The following is a 21,298-nucleotide window of genomic DNA, read 5'->3' on the forward strand; positions in this document are numbered from 1 at the left end:
CCTGATCCATCGTTGAGTTCAGTCACCAGATCATTGCGGGAAGAGACATGCCGAAACGTACAGACCTAAACAGCATCCTGATCATCGGCGCCGGCCCCATCGTCATCGGCCAGGCGTGCGAGTTCGACTATTCCGGCGCACAGGCCTGCAAGGCCCTGCGTGAAGAGGGTTACCGGGTCATCCTGGTCAACTCCAACCCGGCAACCATCATGACCGACCCGGTGATGGCCGATGCGACCTACATCGAGCCGATCACCTGGGAAACCGTGGCGCGCATCATCGAGAAGGAACGCCCGGACGCCATCCTACCGACCATGGGCGGCCAGACCGCACTGAACTGTGCGCTGGCGCTGGAGCGCGAAGGCGTGCTCGAGCAGTACGGTGTCGAGATGATCGGTGCCAACGCCGACACCATCGACAAGGCCGAAGACCGTGATCGCTTCGACAAGGCGATGAAGAAGATCGGTCTGGCGTGCCCGAAGGCCAAGGTCGCGCACTCCATGGAAGAAGCCTGGGAAATCCAGGCCGAGCTGGGCTTCCCGTCCATCATCCGTCCCAGCTTCACCATGGGCGGTTCCGGCGGCGGCGTGGCGTACAACCGTGAAGAATTCGAAGAGATCTGCCATCGCGGCTTCGAGCTGTCGCCGACCCGCGAGCTGTTGATCGACGAATCGCTGCTGGGCTGGAAGGAATACGAGATGGAGGTCGTTCGTGACAAGAACGACAACTGCATCATCGTCTGCGCCATCGAGAACTTCGACCCGATGGGCGTGCACACCGGCGACTCCATCACCGTCGCCCCGGCCCAGACCCTGACCGACAAGGAATACCAGCTGATGCGTGATGCATCGCTGGCCGTTCTGCGCGAGATCGGCGTCGAGACCGGCGGTTCCAACGTCCAGTTCGGCATCTGCCCGGACACTGGCCGCATGGTCGTGATCGAGATGAACCCGCGCGTGTCGCGTTCCTCGGCGCTGGCTTCCAAGGCGACCGGCTTCCCGATCGCCAAGATCGCCGCCAAGCTGGCCGTCGGCTACACCCTGGACGAGCTGCAGAACGACATCACCGGTGGCAAGACGCCGGCGTCCTTCGAGCCGTCCATCGATTACGTCGTCACCAAGATTCCGCGCTTCACCTTCGAGAAGTTCCCGCAGGCCAATGACCGCCTGACCACGCAGATGAAGTCGGTCGGCGAAGTCATGGCCATCGGCCGTACCTTCCAGGAATCCCTGCAGAAGGCGCTGCGTGGCATGGAGACTGGCGTTGACGGCCTCGACCCGATCGTCGAGAACTTCAGCGACGAGAACATGGCGCGTATCAAGGGCGAGCTGCAGGCCGCCGGTGCCGAGCGTATCTTCTACATCGCCGATGCCATGCGTGCCGGTCTCGATATCGAAGAGATCTTCCGCCTCACCAACATCGACCGCTGGTACCTGGTGCAGCTGGCCGACCTGATCGCTCAGGAAGGCGCAGTAGCCGCAAGCTCGCTGGGCGAGATGGACGCTGATCGTCTGTTCCGTCTCAAGCGCAAGGGCTTCAGCGATGCGCGCCTGGCGCGTCTGATGGGCGTGTCCGAGAAGGCCTTCCGCAAGCACCGCCAGAAGCAGGGCATCCGTCCGGTCTACAAGCGCGTCGACACCTGTGCCGCCGAATTCGCGTCCGACACCGCCTACATGTACTCCACCTATGAGGAAGAGTGCGAGGCGGAAGTCAGCGACAAGAAGAAGATCATGGTGCTGGGTGGCGGTCCGAACCGTATCGGTCAGGGCATCGAGTTCGACTACTGCTGTGTCCACGCCTCCCTCGCCATGCGCGCGGACGGCTACGAGACCATCATGGTCAACTGCAACCCGGAAACCGTGTCCACCGACTACGACACTTCCGATCGCCTCTACTTCGAGCCGGTCACCCTGGAAGACGTGCTGGAGATCGCCGACAAGGAACAGCCGGTCGGTGTCATCGTCCAGTTCGGTGGCCAGACGCCGTTGAAGCTGGCGCGTGAGCTCGAAGCCGCCGGTGTGCCGATCATCGGTACCACGCCGGACGCCATCGACCGCGCCGAAGACCGCGAGCGTTTCCAGCAGATGATCGAGAAGCTCGGTCTGATCCAGCCGGAAAACGCCACCGCGCGCAGCTTCGAGGAAGCCTTCGTCAAGGCCGAGGTCATCGGTTATCCGCTGGTGGTGCGCCCGAGCTACGTGCTGGGCGGCCGCGCGATGGAAATCGTCTACTCGGCCGCCGAGCTCGAGAACTACATGACCCACGCGGTCAAGGTCTCCAATGACTCGCCGGTGTTGCTGGACCACTTCCTGAACGCGGCCATCGAGGTCGACATCGACGCGGTGTCCGACGGCAAGCAGGTCGTGATCGGCGCCATCATGCAGCACATCGAGCAGGCCGGTATCCATTCCGGTGACTCCGCGTGCGCACTGCCGCCGTACTCGCTGCCGGCAGACGTCCAGGAAGAGATGCGCGAGCAGGTCAAGCGCATGGCGCTGGAACTCAACGTCGTCGGCCTGATGAACGTGCAGCTGGCCTGGCAGGATGGCGTGATCTACGTCATCGAGGTCAACCCGCGCGCTTCACGTACCGTGCCGTTCGTCTCCAAGTGCATCGGCCAGTCGCTGGCGCAGATCGCCGCACGCTGCATGGCCGGCCAGACCCTGGAAGAGATCGGTTTCACCCAGGAAATCGTGCCGACCTTCTACAGTGTGAAGGAAGCGGTGCTGCCGTTCGCCAAGTTCCCGGGGGTCGACCCGATCCTGTCGCCGGAAATGAAGTCCACCGGCGAAGTGATGGGCTCCGGCGATACCTTCGCGGAAGCCTTCTACAAGGCGCAGCTGGGTGCCGGTGAAGCCATCCCGACCCTGACTGGCGATCGCAAGGCCTTCCTGTCCGTGCGTGAGTTCGACAAGGCGGGCGTTATCGAGGTAGCCCGCTCTCTGGTAACATTAGGCTTTACGCTTTGTGCTACCCGTGGCACGGCAGAGGTGATTGCCGCTGCCGGCCTCGAGGTTGAACCCGTCAACAAGGTGTTCGAAGGGCGGCCGCATATCGTCGACATGATCAAGAACGGCGAGATCGCCTATATCGTCAACACCACAGAGGGACGTCAGGCCATCAATGACTCGTCCGTGATCCGTCGCACGGCGCTGGCGCACAAGGTGCCCTATGCCACGACGCTGGCGGGTGCCAATGCCGTGTGCATGGCGCTTGCCTACGGCAACGACGTCAAGGTCCGTCGTCTCCAGGATATGCATGCAGGAGTCATGATATGAGTAGAAGTCCGATGACCGTCGAAGGCGAAGACCGCCTTCGCAAGGAGCTCGAGCACCTAAAGGGCACTGAGCGTCCCCGGGTCATCGCTGACATCGCGGAAGCCCGTGAGCACGGCGATCTCAAGGAGAATGCCGAGTACCACGCCGCGCGTGAACAGCAGGGTTTCATCGAGGGTCGTATCCAGGAGATCGAGTCCAAGCTCTCCATGTCCCAGGTGATCGACGTCACCAAGTTGCCGAAAACTGGCAAGGTGATCTTCGGCACCACGGTCGACCTGATGAACCTCGATGACGATAGCGAAGTGCGCTATCGCATCGTTGGCGAAGATGAAGCCAGCATCAAGGACGGCAAGATCTCCGTCACCTCTCCGATCGCGCGTGCGCTGATCGGCAAGGAAGAAGGGGATGTCGTGGTCGTGCGTACCCCGGGTGGCGATGTGGAGTATGAAATCTCCGAAGTGCATCACATCTGAAGCACGTCACATCTGAAGTGCATCGCCTCTGATTCGTCAGATCCTGATGCCGTGACAGCCCTGCCGGTAACCCCGGCAGGGCTGTTTTTTTGGCCTGCGGGCACGAAACCCTTCAGGGAGGGAGTAATGGAAGTACAGGGAAGTCAGCCGGAAAAGCGCATCATGGCAACCTCCATGGTGGCCATCTTCATGGTGCTCGGGTTCATGCTGTTCGGGGTGGCATATGTGGTCTCCCAGTCGTTTGCCTATCGGTACACCGGGGACTCGGCGCTGTTGACGCCATCATTGGTCCTCGGGAGTGCCCTGTTGGCGAGGGGAGTTTTCCACCTGGTGATGCCGCTGGCGCACTTCGGTGATCAGGCGCTTTATCTGCGGCCGTCACCACTCATGGGGTGTCGCAAGATCGATTATGAGCTGATCGAGGATTTCACCTTCGACAAGAAGACGCTGGTCATCAAGTATCGCGATGCCGGCAACGGTGATGGGGAGTCCAGAAAGACTACACTCAAGCGTCATCAGGTCACCCAGCGGGCGCTGGACGACATCACCTTCGAGCTGAATCAGCGCGTCAGGTCGTGATTGTCAGCAACAGAAAACAGAAACGCCGCCCTCGATGAGGGCGGCGTTTCTGTCTGCGGCAGGCGTGGCGTGCGAGGTGAGCCTCGTCAGGCCTGGGCCCGGCGGCTTACTTCTCGCTGAAGCGCTGTACGTTCGACAGCTTCGGCTTGGCCTGCGGGTTGCGGCGATACAGCAGAGCGATCTTGCCGATGCTCTGGATCAGGGTCGCGCCGGTTTCGCTGCACAGGTGGCGAGCCACCTCGCCGCGCGCTTCGCGATCGTTGATCGCCAGCTTCAGCTTGATCAGTTCGTGATCGTGCAGTGCGCGCTCCAGTTCGGTCACGACGCCTTCGGAAAGGCCGTTTTCCGAGACGGTGACGATCGGGTCAAGATGGTGCCCGATGCTGCGAAATGCTTTCTTTTGTGACTGTGACAAGCTCATGGTATCGTAAAGTTTCCCTGTTGGCGTCCGATGGGAGCGGGGAGCGTAGCGAAAGACAGGGTCGACTCCAGGGCTTGAAATCCAGGGGTGTGAACCCGTCTGTTGCGCAGGCAATGTCTGTGCCCACGGGCGGAACCGCGCGCAGGACCCGCCATTCTACTCCATGACGACGCTCATGACACGACCCGTGCGCAAGCTTGCCACGCCTTTCGTGTCGTCGTTATCCCCCGCGCTATCTCCCGCCAGTATTCGATTTTCCCCGACATTCCAGGTGACAACGTGGCTCACCCCAGCAAGAGCAGTGCTGGCTGGATGAAGGAACACTTTGATGACGCCTATGTCCAGCGCAGCTGGGCCGACGGTTATCGTTCCCGTGCCAGCTACAAACTGATTGAAATCGATGACAAGGACCGCCTGCTCAAGCCGGGCGCCACCGTCATCGACCTCGGCGCAGCCCCCGGTGGCTGGAGCCAGATCGCCGCGGACCGCGTCGGCATGGAAGGCGTGGTCATCGCCTCCGACATTCTCGAGATGGACGCCCTGGCCGGTGTCGATTTCATTCAGGGCGACTTCACCGAAGAGGCCGTGCTGAACCAGATTCTGGCCACCCTGGGTGACCGCCCGGTGGACCTCGTGATCTCCGACATGGCGCCCAACATGAGCGGCATGAGCGCGATCGATCAGCCTGCCGGCATGTATCTGGTCGAGCTGGCGCTGGATCTGGCGCGCCAGACCCTCAAGCCGGGCGGCAATTTCCTGGTCAAGGTCTTCCAGGGCGAGGGCTTCGATGCCTATCTGAAGGACATGCGTGGCAGCTTCAAGAAGGTCGTGACCCGCAAGCCGGAAGCGTCGCGTGCACGCTCACGCGAAGTCTATCTGCTGGGGCAGGGCTTCAAGGGTTGATGATCAGTGTCCTTGCATGCCGCTGCACGCGGCAGGTATCGACTCGCGGTGGCGAGATTTCCACGTTGCTGGTCGCATGCTTCATCGCGGGTTAAGGCGAGCCATGCGATGCTCGTCCAGACTGGCGCCAATGTGTCCGGGCGAGTCGCGGCGCTGGCTGATGCAGGCTGTCTATCGGCGCAATAGTCCATTGTCGGGCTTTAAGCAATGGTTGCCAGCCCCCATCTGGTGTAGTGTCGATATCATTGGGTCTTGAGTACGATGGGCCAGTGACAGTTCGGTGGGTTTCAATGCCTTACCGATGCTGGCAGGCAAGTAGCACGATGCACGGCAAGCTTTGAGTGACTCGGTAGGCGAAGTGGCGCGTTGCGCTAACTTGATACCCCGCAGGCACGATCAGATAGCATGGCAGGCCACCACAAGACGGCAGTCGGAGTATTCACGGCATGCCAAGACAGATTCATGCAATGAGGGTGTCCCCTTGAACGACATGGCGAAGAACCTGATTCTCTGGTTGATCATCGCAGCAGTGCTGCTGACGGTGTTCAACAACTTCAGCGTCGATACCTCGCCGCAGGCGATGAACTATTCACAGTTCGTCCAGCAGGTGCAGAACGACCGGATCAAGAGTGTGACCATCGATGGTTACACCATTGAGGGTGAGCGGGCCGATGGCTCCAGCTTCACCACCATCCGGCCGGCGGCGTCCGATCCCAAGCTGATGGATGACCTGCTTGCCAACAAGGTGGAGGTCATCGGCAAGAAGCCTGAGCAGCAGTCGCTGTGGACACGCCTGTTGATTGCCAGCTTCCCGATTCTGATCATTCTGGCCATCTTCATGTTCTTCATGCGCCAGATGCAGGGTGGCGGTGCCGGCAAGGGTGGTCCGATGAGCTTCGGCAAGTCCAAGGCCAAGCTGCTGAGCCAGGACCAGATCAAGACCACCTTCAGCGATGTCGCAGGCTGTGACGAAGCGAAGGAAGAGGTCGAGGAACTTGTCGACTTCCTCAAGGACCCCAGCAAGTTCCAGCGTCTTGGCGGTCAGATTCCGCGTGGCGTCCTGATGGTAGGCCCGCCGGGTACCGGCAAGACCCTGCTCGCCAAGGCGATCGCCGGTGAAGCCAAGGTGCCGTTCTTCAGCATCTCCGGTTCTGACTTCGTCGAGATGTTCGTCGGTGTCGGTGCCTCCCGTGTGCGTGACATGTTCGAGCAGGCCAAGAAGCAGGCACCGTGCATCATCTTCATCGATGAGATCGACGCCGTCGGCCGTCACCGTGGCTCCGGCATGGGCGGTGGTCACGATGAGCGTGAGCAGACGCTGAACCAGCTGCTGGTCGAGATGGATGGCTTCGAGGCGAACGACGGCATCATCGTCATCGCCGCGACCAACCGTCCTGACGTGCTTGACCCCGCGCTGCTGCGCCCGGGCCGCTTCGACCGTCAGGTGACCGTCGCGCTGCCGGACATCCGTGGTCGCGAGCACATCCTCGGCGTTCACCTGCGCAAGGTGCCGATGGGCGATGACGTCGTACCGGTCAACATTGCACGTGGTACGCCGGGCTTCTCCGGTGCGGACCTGGCCAACCTGGTCAATGAAGCCGCCCTGTTCGCCGCGCGTCGCAACAAGCGTCTGGTCGGCATGGAAGAGCTGGAGCTGGCCAAGGACAAGATCATGATGGGCGCCGAGCGCAAATCGATGGTCATGTCCGAGAAGGAGAAGCGCAACACGGCCTATCACGAGTCTGGCCACGCCATCATCGGCCTGGTGATGCCCGAGCATGACCCGGTCTACAAGGTGTCGATCATTCCGCGCGGTCGTGCGCTGGGTGTGACGATGTTCCTGCCGGAAGAGGATCGCTACAGCTACTCGCGTCAGCAGATCATCAGTCAGATCTGCTCGCTGTTCGGCGGTCGTATCGCCGAAGAGATGACGCTGGGCCCGAACGGTGTCACCACCGGCGCGTCCAACGACATCAAGCGTGCTACCGAGCTTGCCCACAACATGGTCGCCAAGTGGGGTCTCTCCAGTGAGATGGGCCCGATCATGTACGACGAGGACGAGTCCCATCAGTTCCTCGGTGGCCCGGGTCAGGGTGGCGGCAAGCTGAAGTCTGGCGACACCACCTCGCGTCTCGACAAGGAAGTGCGTCGTATCATCGACGAGTGCTACGCCAAGGCGCAGCAGATCCTGGAAGAGAATCGCGACAAGCTGGATGCGATGACCGAAGCGCTGATGACCTACGAGACCATCGATGCCGAGCAGCTGGCGGACATCATGGCGGGTCGTGCTCCGCGTCCGCCGAAGGACTGGGGTGGCCCGGCGAGCGGCGGTGACGGTGGCCTGGTGGCCCCGGTTGCCGACACTCCGAAGGCGGAAGCGCCGGAAGCTCCCAAGGCGGATGATGACGCTGATGGCAGTGAAGATGACGACAGCAATCGCCGTCGCCCGTCTGATCCGCTGGGAGGCCCGAGCGGCCATTGATGTAGGCCTGATCTAGGCCCGATCTAGGCATAAGGGGCGCCCGATATCGCATGCGATGTCTGAAGCCTCTGAAAGGAAAAACGCCTGACTGGCTTGCCAGTCGGGCGTTTTCTTGTCTGCAGCAGTGGTGGCCTGTACCACTGCAGCAATGACGCTGGTGAAGTTAAGGTATTGCTGATGAGTGGCCTACGCCGTGGCGTGACGGTGTCGACTCATGTCTCTGCACGGGCATTGTCAGCGCCATGATGAGCGTGGGGTGAAAGGTCTGAGCCAATGGCGTTGCCATCTGCTGACGCCCCGTGTGGTGGCCATTCCACGCCTTGCGCACCATGGGCTGGCTCTTTAAAGTGGTGCCCAATCATTTCTGACCGGGCTGCGAAGCCACCTTCGCGCCTCTCTCGCCTGTATGGAATGCCATGACGAATTCTGCCTTGAGTACGCCTCTCGAGCCTCGAGTGGGCCATCTGATGTCACTGGAGTGCGCTGGACACCATCTTGATCTCTCGCGTCCGCGGGTGATGGGGATTCTCAACGTGACGCCGGACTCCTTCTCGGATGGCGGCCGCAGCGCGACCCTGGACGCCGCGCTGCGCAATGCCGAGCAGATGCTGGCCGATGGTGCCGCGATGATCGATGTCGGCGGTGAGTCGACGCGACCCGGGGCGACGCCGGTCAGCACCGAAGAAGAGCTTGAGCGGGTCTGCCCGGTGGTGGAGCGGCTGGTGAGCGAGCTGGGCGCCTTGGTGAGCATCGATACCAGCAACCCGCAAGTCATGCGCGAAACCGCACGGCTGGGGGCCGGTATGATCAATGACGTGCGTGCGCTGAATCGAGACGGCGCGCTCGAGGCCGCCGCTGACAGCGGGCTGCCCGTCTGTCTGATGCACATGCGCGGCGAGCCGGACACCATGCAGCAGGATACGCATTATGCTCAGTCCATCGAGCAGGAAGTCCGGACGTTCCTGGCGGCGCGTATCGCGGCCTGTGAGGCGGCGGGCATCGCGCGTGAGCGACTGCTGCTGGACCCCGGCTTTGGCTTCGGCAAGTCACTGCAAGACAATCTGCGCCTGTATCACCGCATGGCGCAGTTGCATGAATTCAACCTCCCGCTGCTGATCGGCACGTCACGCAAGAGCATGATCGGCAATGCCCTCGGGCGCGCGGTAGAGGATCGCTTGGCTGGTAACCTGGCACTGACGGCATTGGCCGTTCGTGACGGGGCCAGACTGTTTCGCGTTCACGACGTGGCCCCGACTGTCGACGCTGTCGACATGGCATGGGCCGTGCTAAAGGAAGGCACGATACGATGAGTCGACGTTATTTTGGTACGGATGGTATTCGCGGCACGGTCGGGGAATTCCCCATCACGCCAGACTTCATGCTCAAGCTGGGCTGGGCGGCAGGCCGCGTATTCGCCCGTCACGGCCGCGGCAAGGTATTGATCGGCAAGGACACGCGCATCTCGGGCTACATGTTCGAATCCGCGCTCGAGTCCGGCCTTTCGGCAGCGGGCGTCGATGTGTCCCTGCTCGGCCCGATGCCGACGCCGGGGATCGCCTATCTGACGCGCACCTTCCGCGCTGATGCCGGCATCGTCATCTCGGCCTCCCACAACGCCTATCCGGACAACGGCATCAAGTTCTTCTCCGCTGCCGGCACCAAGCTGGATGATGCGCTGGAAGCCGAGATCGAAGCCGAGCTGGACCGTGACATCGTGATCGTCGGCCCGGACAGCCTGGGCAAGGCGTCACGCATCCAGGATGCGGCCGGTCGCTATATCGAATTCTGCAAGTCCACGCTGCCGGGTCGCCTGGGCCTGCACGGCATGAAGGTGGTGCTGGATTGCGCGCATGGCGCGACCTATCACATCGCGCCGAACGTCTTCCGTGAGCTGGGTGCCAAGGTCAGCGTCATCGGCGGTGAGCCGGATGGCCTCAACATCAATCAGGGCGTCGGCTCCACGCACCCGCAGGCGCTGCGCGCGGCCGTCATCGAGCAGGGCGCCGATCTGGGCGTGGCCTTCGATGGGGATGGTGACCGCCTGATCCTGGTCGATGCCGATGGCCGTGTCATCGATGGCGACGACATCCTCTACATGATCGCGCGTGACCGTCACGAGCGCGGCGTGCTGGGCGGTGGTGTCGTCGGCACCCTGATGTCCAACTTCGGCCTGGCGGCAGCACTGGAAGGCCTGGGAATTCCCTTCGAGCGTGCCAAGGTCGGTGACCGCTACGTCATCGAGCGTCTGGAAGCCAATGGCTGGCAGCTGGGCGGCGAATCCTCCGGTCACATCGTCTGCAGCCATATCCAGAGCACCGGTGATGGCATCGTCTCGGCGCTGCAGGTGCTGGCGATCATGGCGCGTGAAGAGTGCTCGCTCAGCGAGTTGCTGGTCGGCTTCGAAAAGGCCCCGCAGGCGCTGATCAATGTGCGTCTGGCGCCGGGTTGTGACAACAAGGCACTGATGGCGGCGGATGCCGTCCAGGCCGCGGTGGTCGAAGTGGAGCAGACGCTGGGCAACGAAGGGCGCGTGCTGCTGCGTCCCAGCGGCACGGAACCGCTGATTCGCGTCATGGTCGAAGGGCGTCCGCACTTCGATGTCGATGCGCTGGCAGGCCAGATCGCCGCGACGGTCGAATCCAGCATGTCGGCGTGATGCGCTGACAAGGCAGCTCGCCGGGGCGACGGTGCACGTCGCTGAGTGGTCGGGTTGCACAGAACGACAACAGGCGCCGAGTGCGCCTGTTGTCGTTCTGGCAGTTGCCCCGAGCCTGATCGTGCCGGATCACGGGGCTTGACAGGGGTCGCGAAGGTTGTCAGTCAAGGGCGGCTCCATTACCATCCTCGCACTGCTCACAAGGGAGAAGCACATGCGTACACCGCTGATTGCCGGAAACTGGAAGATGAATGGTGATCTTGCCCTGGTCGATGAGTTTGCTCGGGGCCTGCAGGCGGCTGAGCTGCCGCAGGGCATTCAGGTGGCGCTGGCAGTGCCTTTCCCTTATCTGAGCGCCGCTCGCGCGAGCATGCCTGTGAGCGTGGCGCTGGCGGGGCAGACGCTGAACCCGGCGAGCGAGGGTGCCTTTACCGGCGAAGTGGCGGGTCAGATGCTCAAGGATGTCGGTGCCACGATGGTGCTGGTCGGTCACTCGGAGCGTCGAAGCCTGTATGCTGAAGACGATGCGGCGGTACTGGCGCGTGTCGAGGCGGCGCTTGCCGCTGGCCTCACACCGGTGCTGTGCGTCGGTGAGACGCTCGAGGAGCGTGAAGCCGGTGACACGGAGCGTGTCGTGCTGGGACAGCTGGAGGCGGTGTTCTCCGCGCTCTCCGCTGATGCGCGCACACGTCTGGTCGTCGCCTATGAGCCCGTCTGGGCCATCGGTACCGGGCGCACCGCCTCGCCCCAACAGGCGCAGGAGGTCCATGCGGCCATTCGCGCGCGCCTGGCCGAGTGGTCTGCCTCGCTCGCCGAGGCAATGCAATTGTTGTACGGCGGCAGCATGAAAGCTGCCAACGCCGCCGAGCTGCTTGCGCAGCCGGATATCGACGGCGGTCTCGTGGGCGGTGCCTCGCTCCAGATCGACGAATTCCTAGCCATTTGCCAGTCTGCAGGTTGAATCTCATGCAAGTAGCCGTTCTGATGGTCCATGTGGTACTCGCGGTCGCGCTGATCGTGCTCGTCCTTCTCCAGCAGGGCAAGGGTGCCGAAGCTGGCGCTGCCTTTGGTGGCGGTGGTGCTTCCCAGACCGTTTTCGGGTCCAGCGGTAGCGGCAACTTCCTCGCGCGCTTCACGGGTGTTCTGGCCGCGGGCTTCTTCGCGACCTCTCTGACACTGGCCTGGTTCGCGTCCAACGCCAACCAGCCGTCAGTCGAAGCGGGCATTCCGAATGCCAGCGTGATCGAGCAGCAGAAAAATTCACTGCCATCACTTGACGACTCCGAGGAAAGTGTGGAGAATACGTCGCCAGTGCTTGAGGAAAGCGGCAACGCAGACCAACCAGCACTCTAAGGAATTCAAGGCGTTAACTTTGAATTCTTCCGGGTAACGTCTCAGGCGATACCCGCCCCCGTGCCGAAGTGGTGGAATTGGTAGACACGCTATCTTGAGGGGGTAGTGACCTTATGGTCGTGGGGGTTCAAGTCCCCCCTTCGGCACCATCTTGTTAGATCGATTGGCAGTCTGGACGCAACTCTGCCACCTTGGAAAGACGTCATTCCTTGACCTCCTTTTTCGGTGACATTACCATCGTCCGACTATTGTTGCGGGGTGGAGCAGTCTGGTAGCTCGTCGGGCTCATAACCCGAAGGTCATCGGTTCAAATCCGGTCCCCGCTACCAAGTTTCTTGAAAGGCCCCTTCCTATGAAGGGGCTTTTTGTTAGCACCAGTGCCAATCAGCCACCTAGCTCTCTTCTCTACTCCCGGTCAGGTGCCTGATGCAACTGCTGTAGGAGCCTCGTCTGTGTCAACCAAGGACGCTGCGCTTAACGCGCTTATCGATCCAGTCGTCTCTGCTCTGGGCTTCGAGCTCTGGGGTATCGACTATCTCTCCCAAGGCAAGCAGTCCCGTCTGGTGATCTATATCGACCATCCCGATGGCATTACCGTGGACAACTGCGCAAACGTCAGTCGTCAGGTGGGTGCCGTACTGGATGTCGAAGACCCCATTACCGGTCAGTTCCAGCTTGAAGTCTCGTCTCCAGGCATGGATCGTCCGTTGTTCACGCTTGACCAGTACGAGCGCTACATCGGTCACGTGGTGGCACTGCGACTTCGCCAGGCCTTCGATGGCCAGCGCAAGTTCCAGGGGCTGGTGACTGGCACCGAAGACGGTGATGTCGTGATCCGGGTCGATGAAGAAGAATACTGCTTTCCCATTGAAAGCATCGACCAGGCACGCATTGTGCCGCAGTTCAAATAACTGACGTTGTCGGCACACCGCTCGCGTTGCGAGCCCGGGTCGATGCGCAAGGACAGGTTTCTGGCGAGGCAAAGTCATGAGCAAAGAGATTCTGCTGGTCGTTGACGCCATCTCCAACGAGAAAGGCGTGCCGCGGGATGTGATTTTCGAAGCCGTCGAAGCGGCATTGGCTTCGGCGTCACGCAAGCGTTTCGATCAGGAAGAGGCGGATATCCGCGTCAAGATCGATCGTGTCACCGGTGATTACGCGACCTACCGTCGCTGGACCGTCGTCGAAGACGACGAGTTCGAGACGCCGGACTACGAGATCAAGGCCAGCATCGCCGAACAGCGCGAAGAGCCGCTGGCGCTGGGTGCCGTGGTCGAGAAGCAGATCGAATCCGAAGCGTTCGGTCGCATCGCTGCACAGACCGCCAAGCAGGTCATCGTGCAGAAGGTGCGCGAGGCCGAGCGTGCGGAAGTGGTGCGCCTTTACGCCGAGCGTGAAGGTGAGCTGGTCGCGGGTATCGTCAAGAAGACGACACGTGATGGCCTCATCATCGATCTGGGCGACAACGCCGAAGGCTTCCTGCCGCGCGGTGAGATGATTCACGGCGAGCGCTACCGCTTGAACGAGCGGGTTCGTGCCCTGCTGTGGAAAGTCGACGCGGATGCTCGTGGTTCTCAGCTGATCCTGTCGCGTACGCGTCCTGAGCTGATCATCGAGCTGTTCAAGATCGAAGTCCCGGAAATCGCCGAGCAGCTGATCGAGATCAAGGGTGCTGCCCGTGATCCGGGCTCGCGCGCCAAGATCGCGGTCAAGAGCAACGACAAGCGCATCGATCCGATCGGTGCCTGTGTCGGCATGCGTGGTTCACGCGTGCAGGCCGTGTCCAATGAACTGCGTAACGAACGCGTGGATATCATCCTGTGGGATGACAATCCTGCCCAGCTCGTCATCAACGCCATGGCGCCGGCAGATGTCGGTTCCATTCTGGTCGACGAAGACACCCATTCCATGGATGTCGCTGTCGCTGCGGACAACCTGGCTCAGGCCATCGGTCGCAGCGGTCAGAACGTTCGTCTGGCCAGTGAGCTGACCGGTTGGCAGCTCAACGTCATGACCGAGGCGGAAGCCGAGGGCAAGCGCGAGCAGGAAATCGACAGTTTCGTCGAATATTTCATCACTCATCTCGAGATTGAAGAGGATCTAGCCCGTGTCCTGGTGGACGAGGGCTTCACCTCACTCGAGGAAATCGCCTATGTCCCGCTCGAGGAAATGCTCGAGGTCGAGGGCTTTGACCAGGATCTGGTCGAGGAGCTGCGCGCTCGGGCCAAGGATGAACTGCTGAATCTCGCCATCGCCACTGAAGAGCAACTGGACGGCGCACAGCCGGCCGAAGACCTGCTCAACATGGAAGGCATGGAGAGTCATCTGGCATACATCCTGGCCAGCAAGGGTATCGTCACCATGGAAGACCTTGCTGAGCAGGCCATCGATGATCTGAAAGACATCGAAGGCGTCGACGAAGAGCGAGCAGCGGCGTTGATCATGACCGCCCGCGCGCCCTGGTTCGCAAGCGAACAGTAACTAGGTCACGGGCTCAGGAGGGTCGTACATGTCAGAAATGACAGTCAAAGAATTCGCCAAGAAGGTGGGCCGCGAGTCAGCCCGCCTACTGGAACAGATGCATGAAGCGGGTTTGAAGCACAAGTCAGAGAACGACGCCGTCTCTGAGGTCGACAAGCAGAAGCTGCTTGATCACCTCACCAAGAGCCACGGTGGTGGCGCCGCTCCGGCAGCGCCCAAGAACCGCATTACCCTGACCCGCAAGACCAAGTCTCGCATCAACACGGGTAGCGGTCGCGGCAAGTCCATCGAGGTGCAGGTGCGCAAGAAGCGTACCTACGTCAAAGAGGGCGAAGAGCAGGCTGCAGAAGCGCCGGCTGCTGCTGCACCGGCAGCTGCCGTTGCGGACAAGCCGGCTGCGGCACCGCAGCGCGAAGAGCGTCGTGGCAATGACAACCGTCGCGAAGAGCGTCCGCGTCAGAGTGCACCGGCTGCTGCCGCTGCACCGGCCGCCGACGCTGCGCCGGAAGTCAATGCGCCGCCGAAGGAGCCGCGTGGTGATGCACCGCGTCGCGCCAAGGCTGCGCCGCGTGATGAATCACGTGATCGTCGCGAAGCCCGTGAAGACCGTAGTGAACGCAAGCGTGGCGGGGCCAAGAAGGTCAAGCGCGCCGAGCGTCGCGGTGGTCGTCGTGGTGGCCGTGATGCCAACCGTCAGCCGCCGAAGCCGGTCCAGACCTTCGTCCGTGAAGTCTCCATCCCTGAGTCCATCTCAGTGGCAGACCTCGCCGACAAGATGGCCGTCAAGGCGTCTGAAGTGATCAAGACCATGTTCAACATGGGCGCTGCGGTCACCATCAACCAGACGATCGATCAGGAAACCGCGACCATCGTGGTCGAGGAAATGGGCCACACGCCCAAGCTGATCAAGGATGACGCACTCGAGACAGCCGTTCTCGAAGGCATCTCCTACGAAGGTGAGCAGATCACCCGCGCGCCGGTCGTTACCGTCATGGGTCACGTCGACCACGGCAAGACCTCGCTGCTGGATTACATCCGCCGCACCAAGGTCGCCACAGGTGAAGCGGGTGGTATCACCCAGCACATCGGTGCCTACCACGTCGAACACGACAACGGTGACATCACCTTCCTGGATACCCCGGGCCACGCGGCGTTCACCGCCATGCGTGCTCGTGGTGCCAAGGCGACCGACGTCGTCATCCTGGTGGTGGCTGCCGATGATGGCGTGATGCCGCAGACCATCGAGGCTGTCGAGCACTCCAAGGCCGCGGGTGTCCCGATGGTCGTGGCGGTGAACAAGATCGACAAGCCAGGTGCTGATCCGGACCGCGTCAAGAATGAGCTGTCCCAGCACGGTGTCATCTCCGAGGAATGGGGTGGTGATACCCAGTTCGTCCACGTTTCCGCCAAGACCGGCGAAAACATCGACGCGCTGCTCGAAGGTGTCCTGCTGGTCTCCGAAGTTCTCGAACTTCAGGCCGTGCCGTCCGCGCCGGGTAAAGGCGTCGTGGTCGAGTCCCGTCTCGACAAGGGCCGTGGCCCGGTCGCGACCGTGCTGGTCCAGAACGGTACGCTGAAGAAGGGCGATATCGTCCTCGCCGGCCTGCATTACGGTCGTGTGCGTGCGCTGATCAACGAACTCGGCAAGCAGGTCGATTCCGTGGGTCCGGCCATGCCGGTCGAGATCCAGGGCCTGGGTGGCACGCCGGACGCCGGTGAAGAGTTCACCGTGGTCCCGGACGAGAAGAAGGCACGTGAAGTCGCCAACTTCCGTCAGGGCAAGTACCGCGAAGTGCGCCTGGCACGTCAGCAGAAGGCCAAGCTGGAGAACATGTTCTCCCAGATGGGTCAGGACGAAGTCGCCAAGGTCAACGTCGTCCTCAAGGCCGACGTGCAGGGTTCTCTGGAAGCCATCCGTGGCGCGCTGGAAGAACTCTCCACCGAAGAAGTCAAGGTGGCCGTGGTCTCTTCCGGTGTCGGTGGTATCACCGGTACCGATGCCAACCTGGCACTCGCTTCCGAGGCGATCCTGGTCGGCTTCAACGTCCGTGCTGACGCCTCCGCGCGTGAGATCGTCGAGCGTGAAGGTCTGGATCTGCGCTACTACAGCGTCATCTACCAGCTGATCGACGAGGTCAAGCTGGCCATGACTGGCATGCTGGCACCGGAATTCCGCGAGCAGATCGTCGGTGTTGCCGAAGTGCGCGATGTCTTCAAGGCACCGAAGATCGGCGCGATCGCCGGTTGTATGGTCGTCGAAGGCAACATGTACCGCTCCAAGCGCATCCGCGTGCTGCGTGACAACGTGGTCATCTATGAAGGCGAGCTGGAATCCCTGCGTCGCTTCAAGGATGACGTCAACGAAGTCCGCAACGGCATGGAATGTGGTATCGGCGTCAAGAACTACAACGACGTGCAGGTTGGCGACAAGATCGAGGTGTTCGACCAGATCCAGGTCGAGCGCACGCTCTGATAGCGCCCCTGCAAGGAGAGATCACGGATGCGTGAATACAGCCGTACTGACCGCGTGGCGGACCAGATCCAGCAAGAGCTCGCGCTGTTGATTCAGCGCGAGGTCAAGGACCCGCGCCTTGGCATGCTGACGGTCAGCGCCGCCAAGGTCAGCCGCGACCTGTCCTACTCCGATGTCTACGTGACCCTGCTGGGTGACGACAGCCCGGAACGCATCAAGGAAAACCTCGCCGTGCTCAAGCGCGCGGCAGGTTTCCTGCGCTCCCAGCTGGCGCGCACCATTCAGCTGCGCCACGTGCCGGAACTGCGTTTTCATTACGATGAAAGCGTCGTTCGTGGCCATCACCTGTCCTCACTGATCAACGATGCGGTCGCTGACGATCGCAAGCGCAGTGCTGAACGCGGTGATGACGACAGCGAAGATGGTGCCCCGGGCACCACGCCGGACGCCTGATGGCGCGTCGTCGTCGCGGCTTGCCGATCGATGGCGTTCTGTTGCTGGACAAGCCCAAGGGCATGTCCAGCAACTATGCGCTTCAGAAGGCTCGTCGCCTCTACCAGGCGCAGAAGGCCGGTCATACCGGCACGCTCGACCCGATGGCGACCGGCTTGTTGCCGGTCTGCTTCGGGGAAGCGACCAAGTTCTCCTCGCATCTTCTCGAGGCAGACAAGGTCTATCGGGCACGGATCAAGTTTGGCCAGGTCACCGATACCGGTGATGCGGAAGGCACGGTGATTCGCGAGCGGGAGATTCCCGAGATTGCGCAGGCCGAGCTGGACGCGGTGCTGGACAGGTTCCGTGGCGAGATAGATCAGGTACCGCCGATGTACTCCGCGCTCAAGCACCAGGGACGTCCGCTCTACGAGCTGGCGCGCCAGGGGATTGAAATCGAGCGTGCAGTCCGTCGCGTTACCATCTACAATATGGCGCTTCTTGCGCGGCACTCCGATGGCATCGAGATCGAAGTGGCGGTCAGCAAGGGTACCTACATACGCAGTCTGGCCGAGGATATCGGCGAGGCGCTGGGCTGTGGAGCCCACCTCACGGCACTGCGTCGTCTCAAGACGGGCCCGTTCACGGGTGATGCCATGCTGGATTTCGAGCGCCTCGAGGCGCTGGCTGACCAGCAGGCACGTGAAGGCGTTCTGTTACCTGTCGACATCCTGCTCGATCATCTCCCGCGTCTCGACATCACTGCCGAGATGGCGCGGATGATATTGCGTGGTCAACAGGCTGAAACGACGACAGGGTCGCTGGAAGTGGACTCCCTGGCTCGTGTGTATCAGGACCAGCAGTTGCTCGGGCTGGTCCGGATTGCGGCGGAGGGCGTCATCGCTCCTCGCCGACTGCTCAGTTCTGCCGTCGAGGCGGCGGCTGGGTGAGCTGATTGCGGCCTCGCCGCAAGCCGCATGAAGACTGCAAATATGCGTGGTCTTCGACATTTCTAATCTATCAAGCATATTGCTTACTGGAGAGACAGATGGCACTTACCGCTGAGAAGAAGGCTGAGATCGTTACCGAATTCGGCCGTGGCGAGAACGACACCGGTTCCCCGGAAGTTCAGGTTGCTCTGCTGAGCGCCAACATTGATGGCCTGCAGGGTCACTTCAAGGCCAACAAGCAGGATCACCACTCCCGTCGTGGTCTGATCCGCATGGTCAACCAGCGCCGCAAGCTGCTTGACTACCTCAAGCGCAAGGACTTCGAGCGTTACACCGCTCTGATCCAGCGTCTGGGTCTGCGTCGCTAATCAGCGATGTTGCCGCCATGCACTTCGGTGCATGGCGGGCCCCCGGTGGGCACAGGAAAACCGACACTGCCTGCGGGCGGTGTCGGTTTTTTTGTGCCTGATACCGAGGTGATCCGGGCTTCAGATCAGAGGCTCGACCCGCGCTGCAGCCCGCTTGTCGCGTGGGATCAACCCGCTTTTCATTGCCTGTGGCGCGCTTTACCATGAGCGCCTGGCATCGATGACTATCAGATTAAAGGACATGCGCCGTGAACCCGGTAACGCACAGCTTCCAGTACGGTAATGACACCATCACCCTCGAGACCGGCCGCATCGCGCGTCAGGCGACCGGTAGCGTGATGGTGACCATGGGCAATACCTCGGTGTTGTGCACCGTGGTGGCCAAGGCGTCGCCGAAACCCGGCCAGTCCTTCTTCCCGTTGTCGGTCCATTATCAGGAGAAGGCCTACGCGGCGGGGCGTATCCCCGGCGGCTTCCTCAAGCGCGAAGGGCGTCCCACCGAGAAGGAAACCCTGACCTCACGCTTGATCGACCGTCCGATGCGCCCGCTGTTTCCCGAAGGCTTCATGAATGAGGTGCAGGTGGTCTGCACGGTGATGTCGGCGGAGCGCAATGTCGACCCCGACATCGCGGCACTGCTCGGCACCTCTGCAGCGCTTTGCATCTCCGGTGTGCCCTTCGCGGGCCCCGTGGGCGCGGCGCGCGTCGGCTTCAGCGAGCAGCGCGGCTACTTCCTGAATCCCGGCTACAGCGAACTGGCGCATTCCGAGCTGGACATGGTGGTGGCGGGCACCGAGAAGGCCGTGTTGATGGTCGAGTCCGAAGCCCAGGAGCTGCTGGAAGACGAGATGCTTGGCGCCGTGCTCTATGGCCATCACGAGATGCAGAAGGCCATCACGGGGATCGAGACGTTCGCCGCCAAGGTCAATCGTCCCAAGTGGGCGTGGGTGCCGCAGAAGCTCGACCGCGTGCTGGTCGAGGCGCTGGAGCAGAGCTTCGCCACCCGGATCGGTGATGCCTATCGCCTGAGTGACAAGATGGCGCGTCAGGACAGCCTGTCGGCGCTCAAGGCGCAGGCCATCGACCTGCTAGGCGCCGAGGATGATGCGCGCTTCAGTGTCGAGGCCGTCGCCACGGCCTTCGCGGCGCTCGAGAAGCGTATCGTGCGCCAGCGCGTGATCGCCGGTGAGCCGCGTATCGATGGTCGTGATACCCGCACCGTGCGACCGCTGGACATGGCGGTGGGCGTGTTGCCCAAGGCGCATGGTTCGGCGCTGTTCACCCGCGGCGAGACCCAGGCGATCGCCACTGCCACCCTGGGGACCACGCGCGACTCACAGCTGATCGAAGGGCTGTCCGGCGAGAAGCAGGACCGCTTCATGCTGCACTACAACTTCCCGCCCTACTGCGTCGGCGAGACGGGCTTCATCGGCGCGCCCAAGCGGCGTGAGATCGGCCATGGGCGTCTGGCGCGTCGTGGCATCGAATCCATGCTGCCGTCGCTGCAGGCCTTCCCCTACGCGATCCGTGTCGTCTCCGAGATCACCGAATCCAACGGCTCGAGCTCGATGGCGTCCGTGTGTGGGGCCTCGCTTGCGCTGATGGACGCCGGTGTGCCGCTCAAGGCACCGGTCGCGGGTATCGCCATGGGGCTGGTCAAGGACGCCAATGGCGTCGCGATACTGACCGATATCCTCGGCGATGAGGATCACCTCGGCGACATGGACTTCAAGGTCGCGGGGACCGCCGAAGGCGTTACCGCGCTGCAGATGGACATCAAGATCGAGGGGATCGACGAGGAGATTCTTGAGCAGGCGCTGGAACAGGCCCTCGAGGCACGCCTGACCATCCTCGCGCAGATGAATGAGGTGCTGGCCGCCAGTCGCCAGGAAGTCTCGGACAATGCCCCGGCGATGCTGTCCCTCAAGATCGCGCCCAACAAGGTGCGTGACGTGATCGGCAAGGGCGGCTCCACCATCCGCAAGATCTGTGAAGAGACTGGCGCCAATGTCGATCTCGATGATGATGGCAGCGTGCGCATCTATGCCGAGCACAAGGCGCAGGCACAGGCGGCTGCCAAATACGTCGAGGGCATCATTGCCGAGGCCGAGATCGGCAAGCTCTATGCCGGCAAGGTGGCGCGCATCGCCGACTTCGGTGCCTTCATCACCTTCATGCCGGGCACCGATGGCCTGCTGCACATCTCGCAGATCGTCGAGGAGCGGGTCAATGACGTACGTGACTACCTCAACGAAGGCGATGAGGTGGTGGTCAAGGTGCTCGATATCGACAACCGCAATCGCGTCAAGCTGTCGCTGAAAGAGATCAGCGAAGAAGAGAAGGCGGCCTTTGCCGCTGCTCAGGCTGAAGAGGCCGCCGCCCAGGACTGACCGATCGTCGCGGAGCGTCCCCGCCCCGGTCTTGCCTGCTCTGCATGAGGGGCGAATCC

General features: G+C 61.9%; 17 protein-coding genes and 2 tRNA genes. 18 read left to right on the top strand and 1 reads right to left on the bottom strand.

Annotated features, from left to right (window positions below; all coding sequences use genetic code 11):
- The first annotated feature begins 47 nt into the window (after positions 1 to 47).
- The 3 genes from carB (at position 48) to CLAM6_RS00815 (ending at position 4,330) form a co-directional block, all read left to right on the top strand.
- Positions 48 to 3,278: a carbamoyl-phosphate synthase large subunit gene (gene carB, locus CLAM6_RS00805; protein WP_107335696.1), complete on the top strand. Its 3,231-nt coding sequence runs from the start codon at positions 48 to 50 to the stop codon at positions 3,276 to 3,278.
- Positions 3,275 to 3,751, top strand: coding sequence for a transcription elongation factor GreA (greA, locus tag CLAM6_RS00810; protein WP_043333374.1), 477 nt, complete (start codon positions 3,275 to 3,277; stop codon positions 3,749 to 3,751). The genes carB and greA overlap by 4 nt, the downstream gene beginning before the upstream one ends.
- Positions 3,752 to 3,877: 126 nt before the next feature.
- Entirely contained in the window at positions 3,878 to 4,330 is a 453-nt protein-coding gene (locus CLAM6_RS00815; protein ID WP_043333377.1) for a hypothetical protein, read from the top strand.
- A 106-nt stretch (positions 4,331 to 4,436) separates the two neighbouring features.
- Here CLAM6_RS00815 and yhbY read toward each other — a convergent pair whose 3' ends face one another.
- The gene (gene yhbY, locus CLAM6_RS00820) at positions 4,437 to 4,751 is read right to left on the bottom strand and encodes a ribosome assembly RNA-binding protein YhbY (protein ID WP_043333380.1); all 315 of its coding nucleotides are present in this window, start codon (positions 4,749 to 4,751) and stop codon (positions 4,437 to 4,439) included.
- Between the two features lie 279 nt (positions 4,752 to 5,030).
- Here yhbY and rlmE point away from each other — a divergent pair, with 279 nt between their 5' ends.
- The 15 genes from rlmE (at position 5,031) to pnp (ending at position 21,239) form a co-directional block, all read left to right on the top strand.
- A complete protein-coding gene (gene rlmE, locus CLAM6_RS00825; RefSeq protein WP_225347478.1) occupies positions 5,031 to 5,654 on the top strand; it encodes a 23S rRNA (uridine(2552)-2'-O)-methyltransferase RlmE in 624 nt (207 codons plus the stop codon).
- A gap of 481 nt (positions 5,655 to 6,135) precedes the next feature.
- The gene (gene ftsH, locus CLAM6_RS00830) at positions 6,136 to 8,136 is read left to right on the top strand and encodes an ATP-dependent zinc metalloprotease FtsH (RefSeq protein ID WP_054556443.1); all 2,001 of its coding nucleotides are present in this window, start codon (positions 6,136 to 6,138) and stop codon (positions 8,134 to 8,136) included.
- A gap of 416 nt (positions 8,137 to 8,552) precedes the next feature.
- The gene (gene folP, locus CLAM6_RS00835; protein WP_441303502.1) at positions 8,553 to 9,446 is read left to right on the top strand and encodes a dihydropteroate synthase; all 894 of its coding nucleotides are present in this window, start codon (positions 8,553 to 8,555) and stop codon (positions 9,444 to 9,446) included.
- On the top strand, positions 9,443 to 10,792 hold the full coding sequence (gene glmM, locus CLAM6_RS00840) for a phosphoglucosamine mutase (protein ID WP_043333386.1): 1,350 nt from the start codon (positions 9,443 to 9,445) through the stop codon (positions 10,790 to 10,792). Before folP ends, glmM begins: the two co-directional genes overlap by 4 nt.
- A gap of 214 nt (positions 10,793 to 11,006) precedes the next feature.
- Positions 11,007 to 11,753 carry a triose-phosphate isomerase gene (gene tpiA, locus CLAM6_RS00845; RefSeq protein ID WP_107335694.1) on the top strand — a complete coding sequence of 249 codons (747 nt, stop codon included), beginning with the start codon at positions 11,007 to 11,009 and terminating at the stop codon, positions 11,751 to 11,753.
- A gap of 5 nt (positions 11,754 to 11,758) precedes the next feature.
- Positions 11,759 to 12,145 carry a preprotein translocase subunit SecG gene (gene secG / locus CLAM6_RS00850; RefSeq protein WP_043333391.1) on the top strand — a complete coding sequence of 129 codons (387 nt, stop codon included), beginning with the start codon at positions 11,759 to 11,761 and terminating at the stop codon, positions 12,143 to 12,145.
- Positions 12,146 to 12,207: 62 nt separating this feature from the next.
- Positions 12,208 to 12,294: transfer RNA gene (locus CLAM6_RS00855), tRNA-Leu, on the top strand.
- Positions 12,295 to 12,397: 103 nt separating this feature from the next.
- Positions 12,398 to 12,474 (top strand) — tRNA-Met (locus CLAM6_RS00860).
- 123 nt (positions 12,475 to 12,597) lie between these two features.
- Entirely contained in the window at positions 12,598 to 13,056 is a 459-nt protein-coding gene (rimP, locus tag CLAM6_RS00865; protein WP_043333393.1) for a ribosome maturation factor RimP, read from the top strand.
- 76 nt (positions 13,057 to 13,132) lie between these two features.
- Positions 13,133 to 14,626, top strand: a complete 1,494-nt coding sequence (gene nusA / locus CLAM6_RS00870; protein WP_054556444.1) for a transcription termination factor NusA — start codon at positions 13,133 to 13,135, stop codon at positions 14,624 to 14,626.
- A 28-nt stretch (positions 14,627 to 14,654) separates the two neighbouring features.
- Positions 14,655 to 17,099 carry a translation initiation factor IF-2 gene (gene infB, locus CLAM6_RS00875; RefSeq protein ID WP_043333398.1) on the top strand — a complete coding sequence of 815 codons (2,445 nt, stop codon included), beginning with the start codon at positions 14,655 to 14,657 and terminating at the stop codon, positions 17,097 to 17,099.
- 27 nt (positions 17,100 to 17,126) lie between these two features.
- The gene (gene rbfA / locus CLAM6_RS00880) at positions 17,127 to 17,552 is read left to right on the top strand and encodes a 30S ribosome-binding factor RbfA (RefSeq protein WP_043333400.1); all 426 of its coding nucleotides are present in this window, start codon (positions 17,127 to 17,129) and stop codon (positions 17,550 to 17,552) included.
- A complete protein-coding gene (gene truB, locus CLAM6_RS00885) occupies positions 17,552 to 18,481 on the top strand; it encodes a tRNA pseudouridine(55) synthase TruB (RefSeq protein ID WP_054556446.1) in 930 nt (309 codons plus the stop codon). The genes rbfA and truB overlap by 1 nt, the downstream gene beginning before the upstream one ends.
- A 98-nt stretch (positions 18,482 to 18,579) precedes the next feature.
- Entirely contained in the window at positions 18,580 to 18,849 is a 270-nt protein-coding gene (rpsO, locus tag CLAM6_RS00890; protein ID WP_024952154.1) for a 30S ribosomal protein S15, read from the top strand.
- 248 nt (positions 18,850 to 19,097) lie between these two features.
- Complete coding sequence (pnp, locus tag CLAM6_RS00895; RefSeq protein WP_153635064.1) at positions 19,098 to 21,239, top strand: polyribonucleotide nucleotidyltransferase; 2,142 nt, start codon at positions 19,098 to 19,100, stop codon at positions 21,237 to 21,239.
- The last annotated feature ends 59 nt before the right edge of the window (positions 21,240 to 21,298 follow it).

Source organism: Cobetia sp. AM6, from assembly GCF_009617955.1.
In the GTDB taxonomy this organism is placed as follows: Bacteria; Pseudomonadota; Gammaproteobacteria; order Pseudomonadales; family Halomonadaceae; genus Cobetia; species Cobetia amphilecti.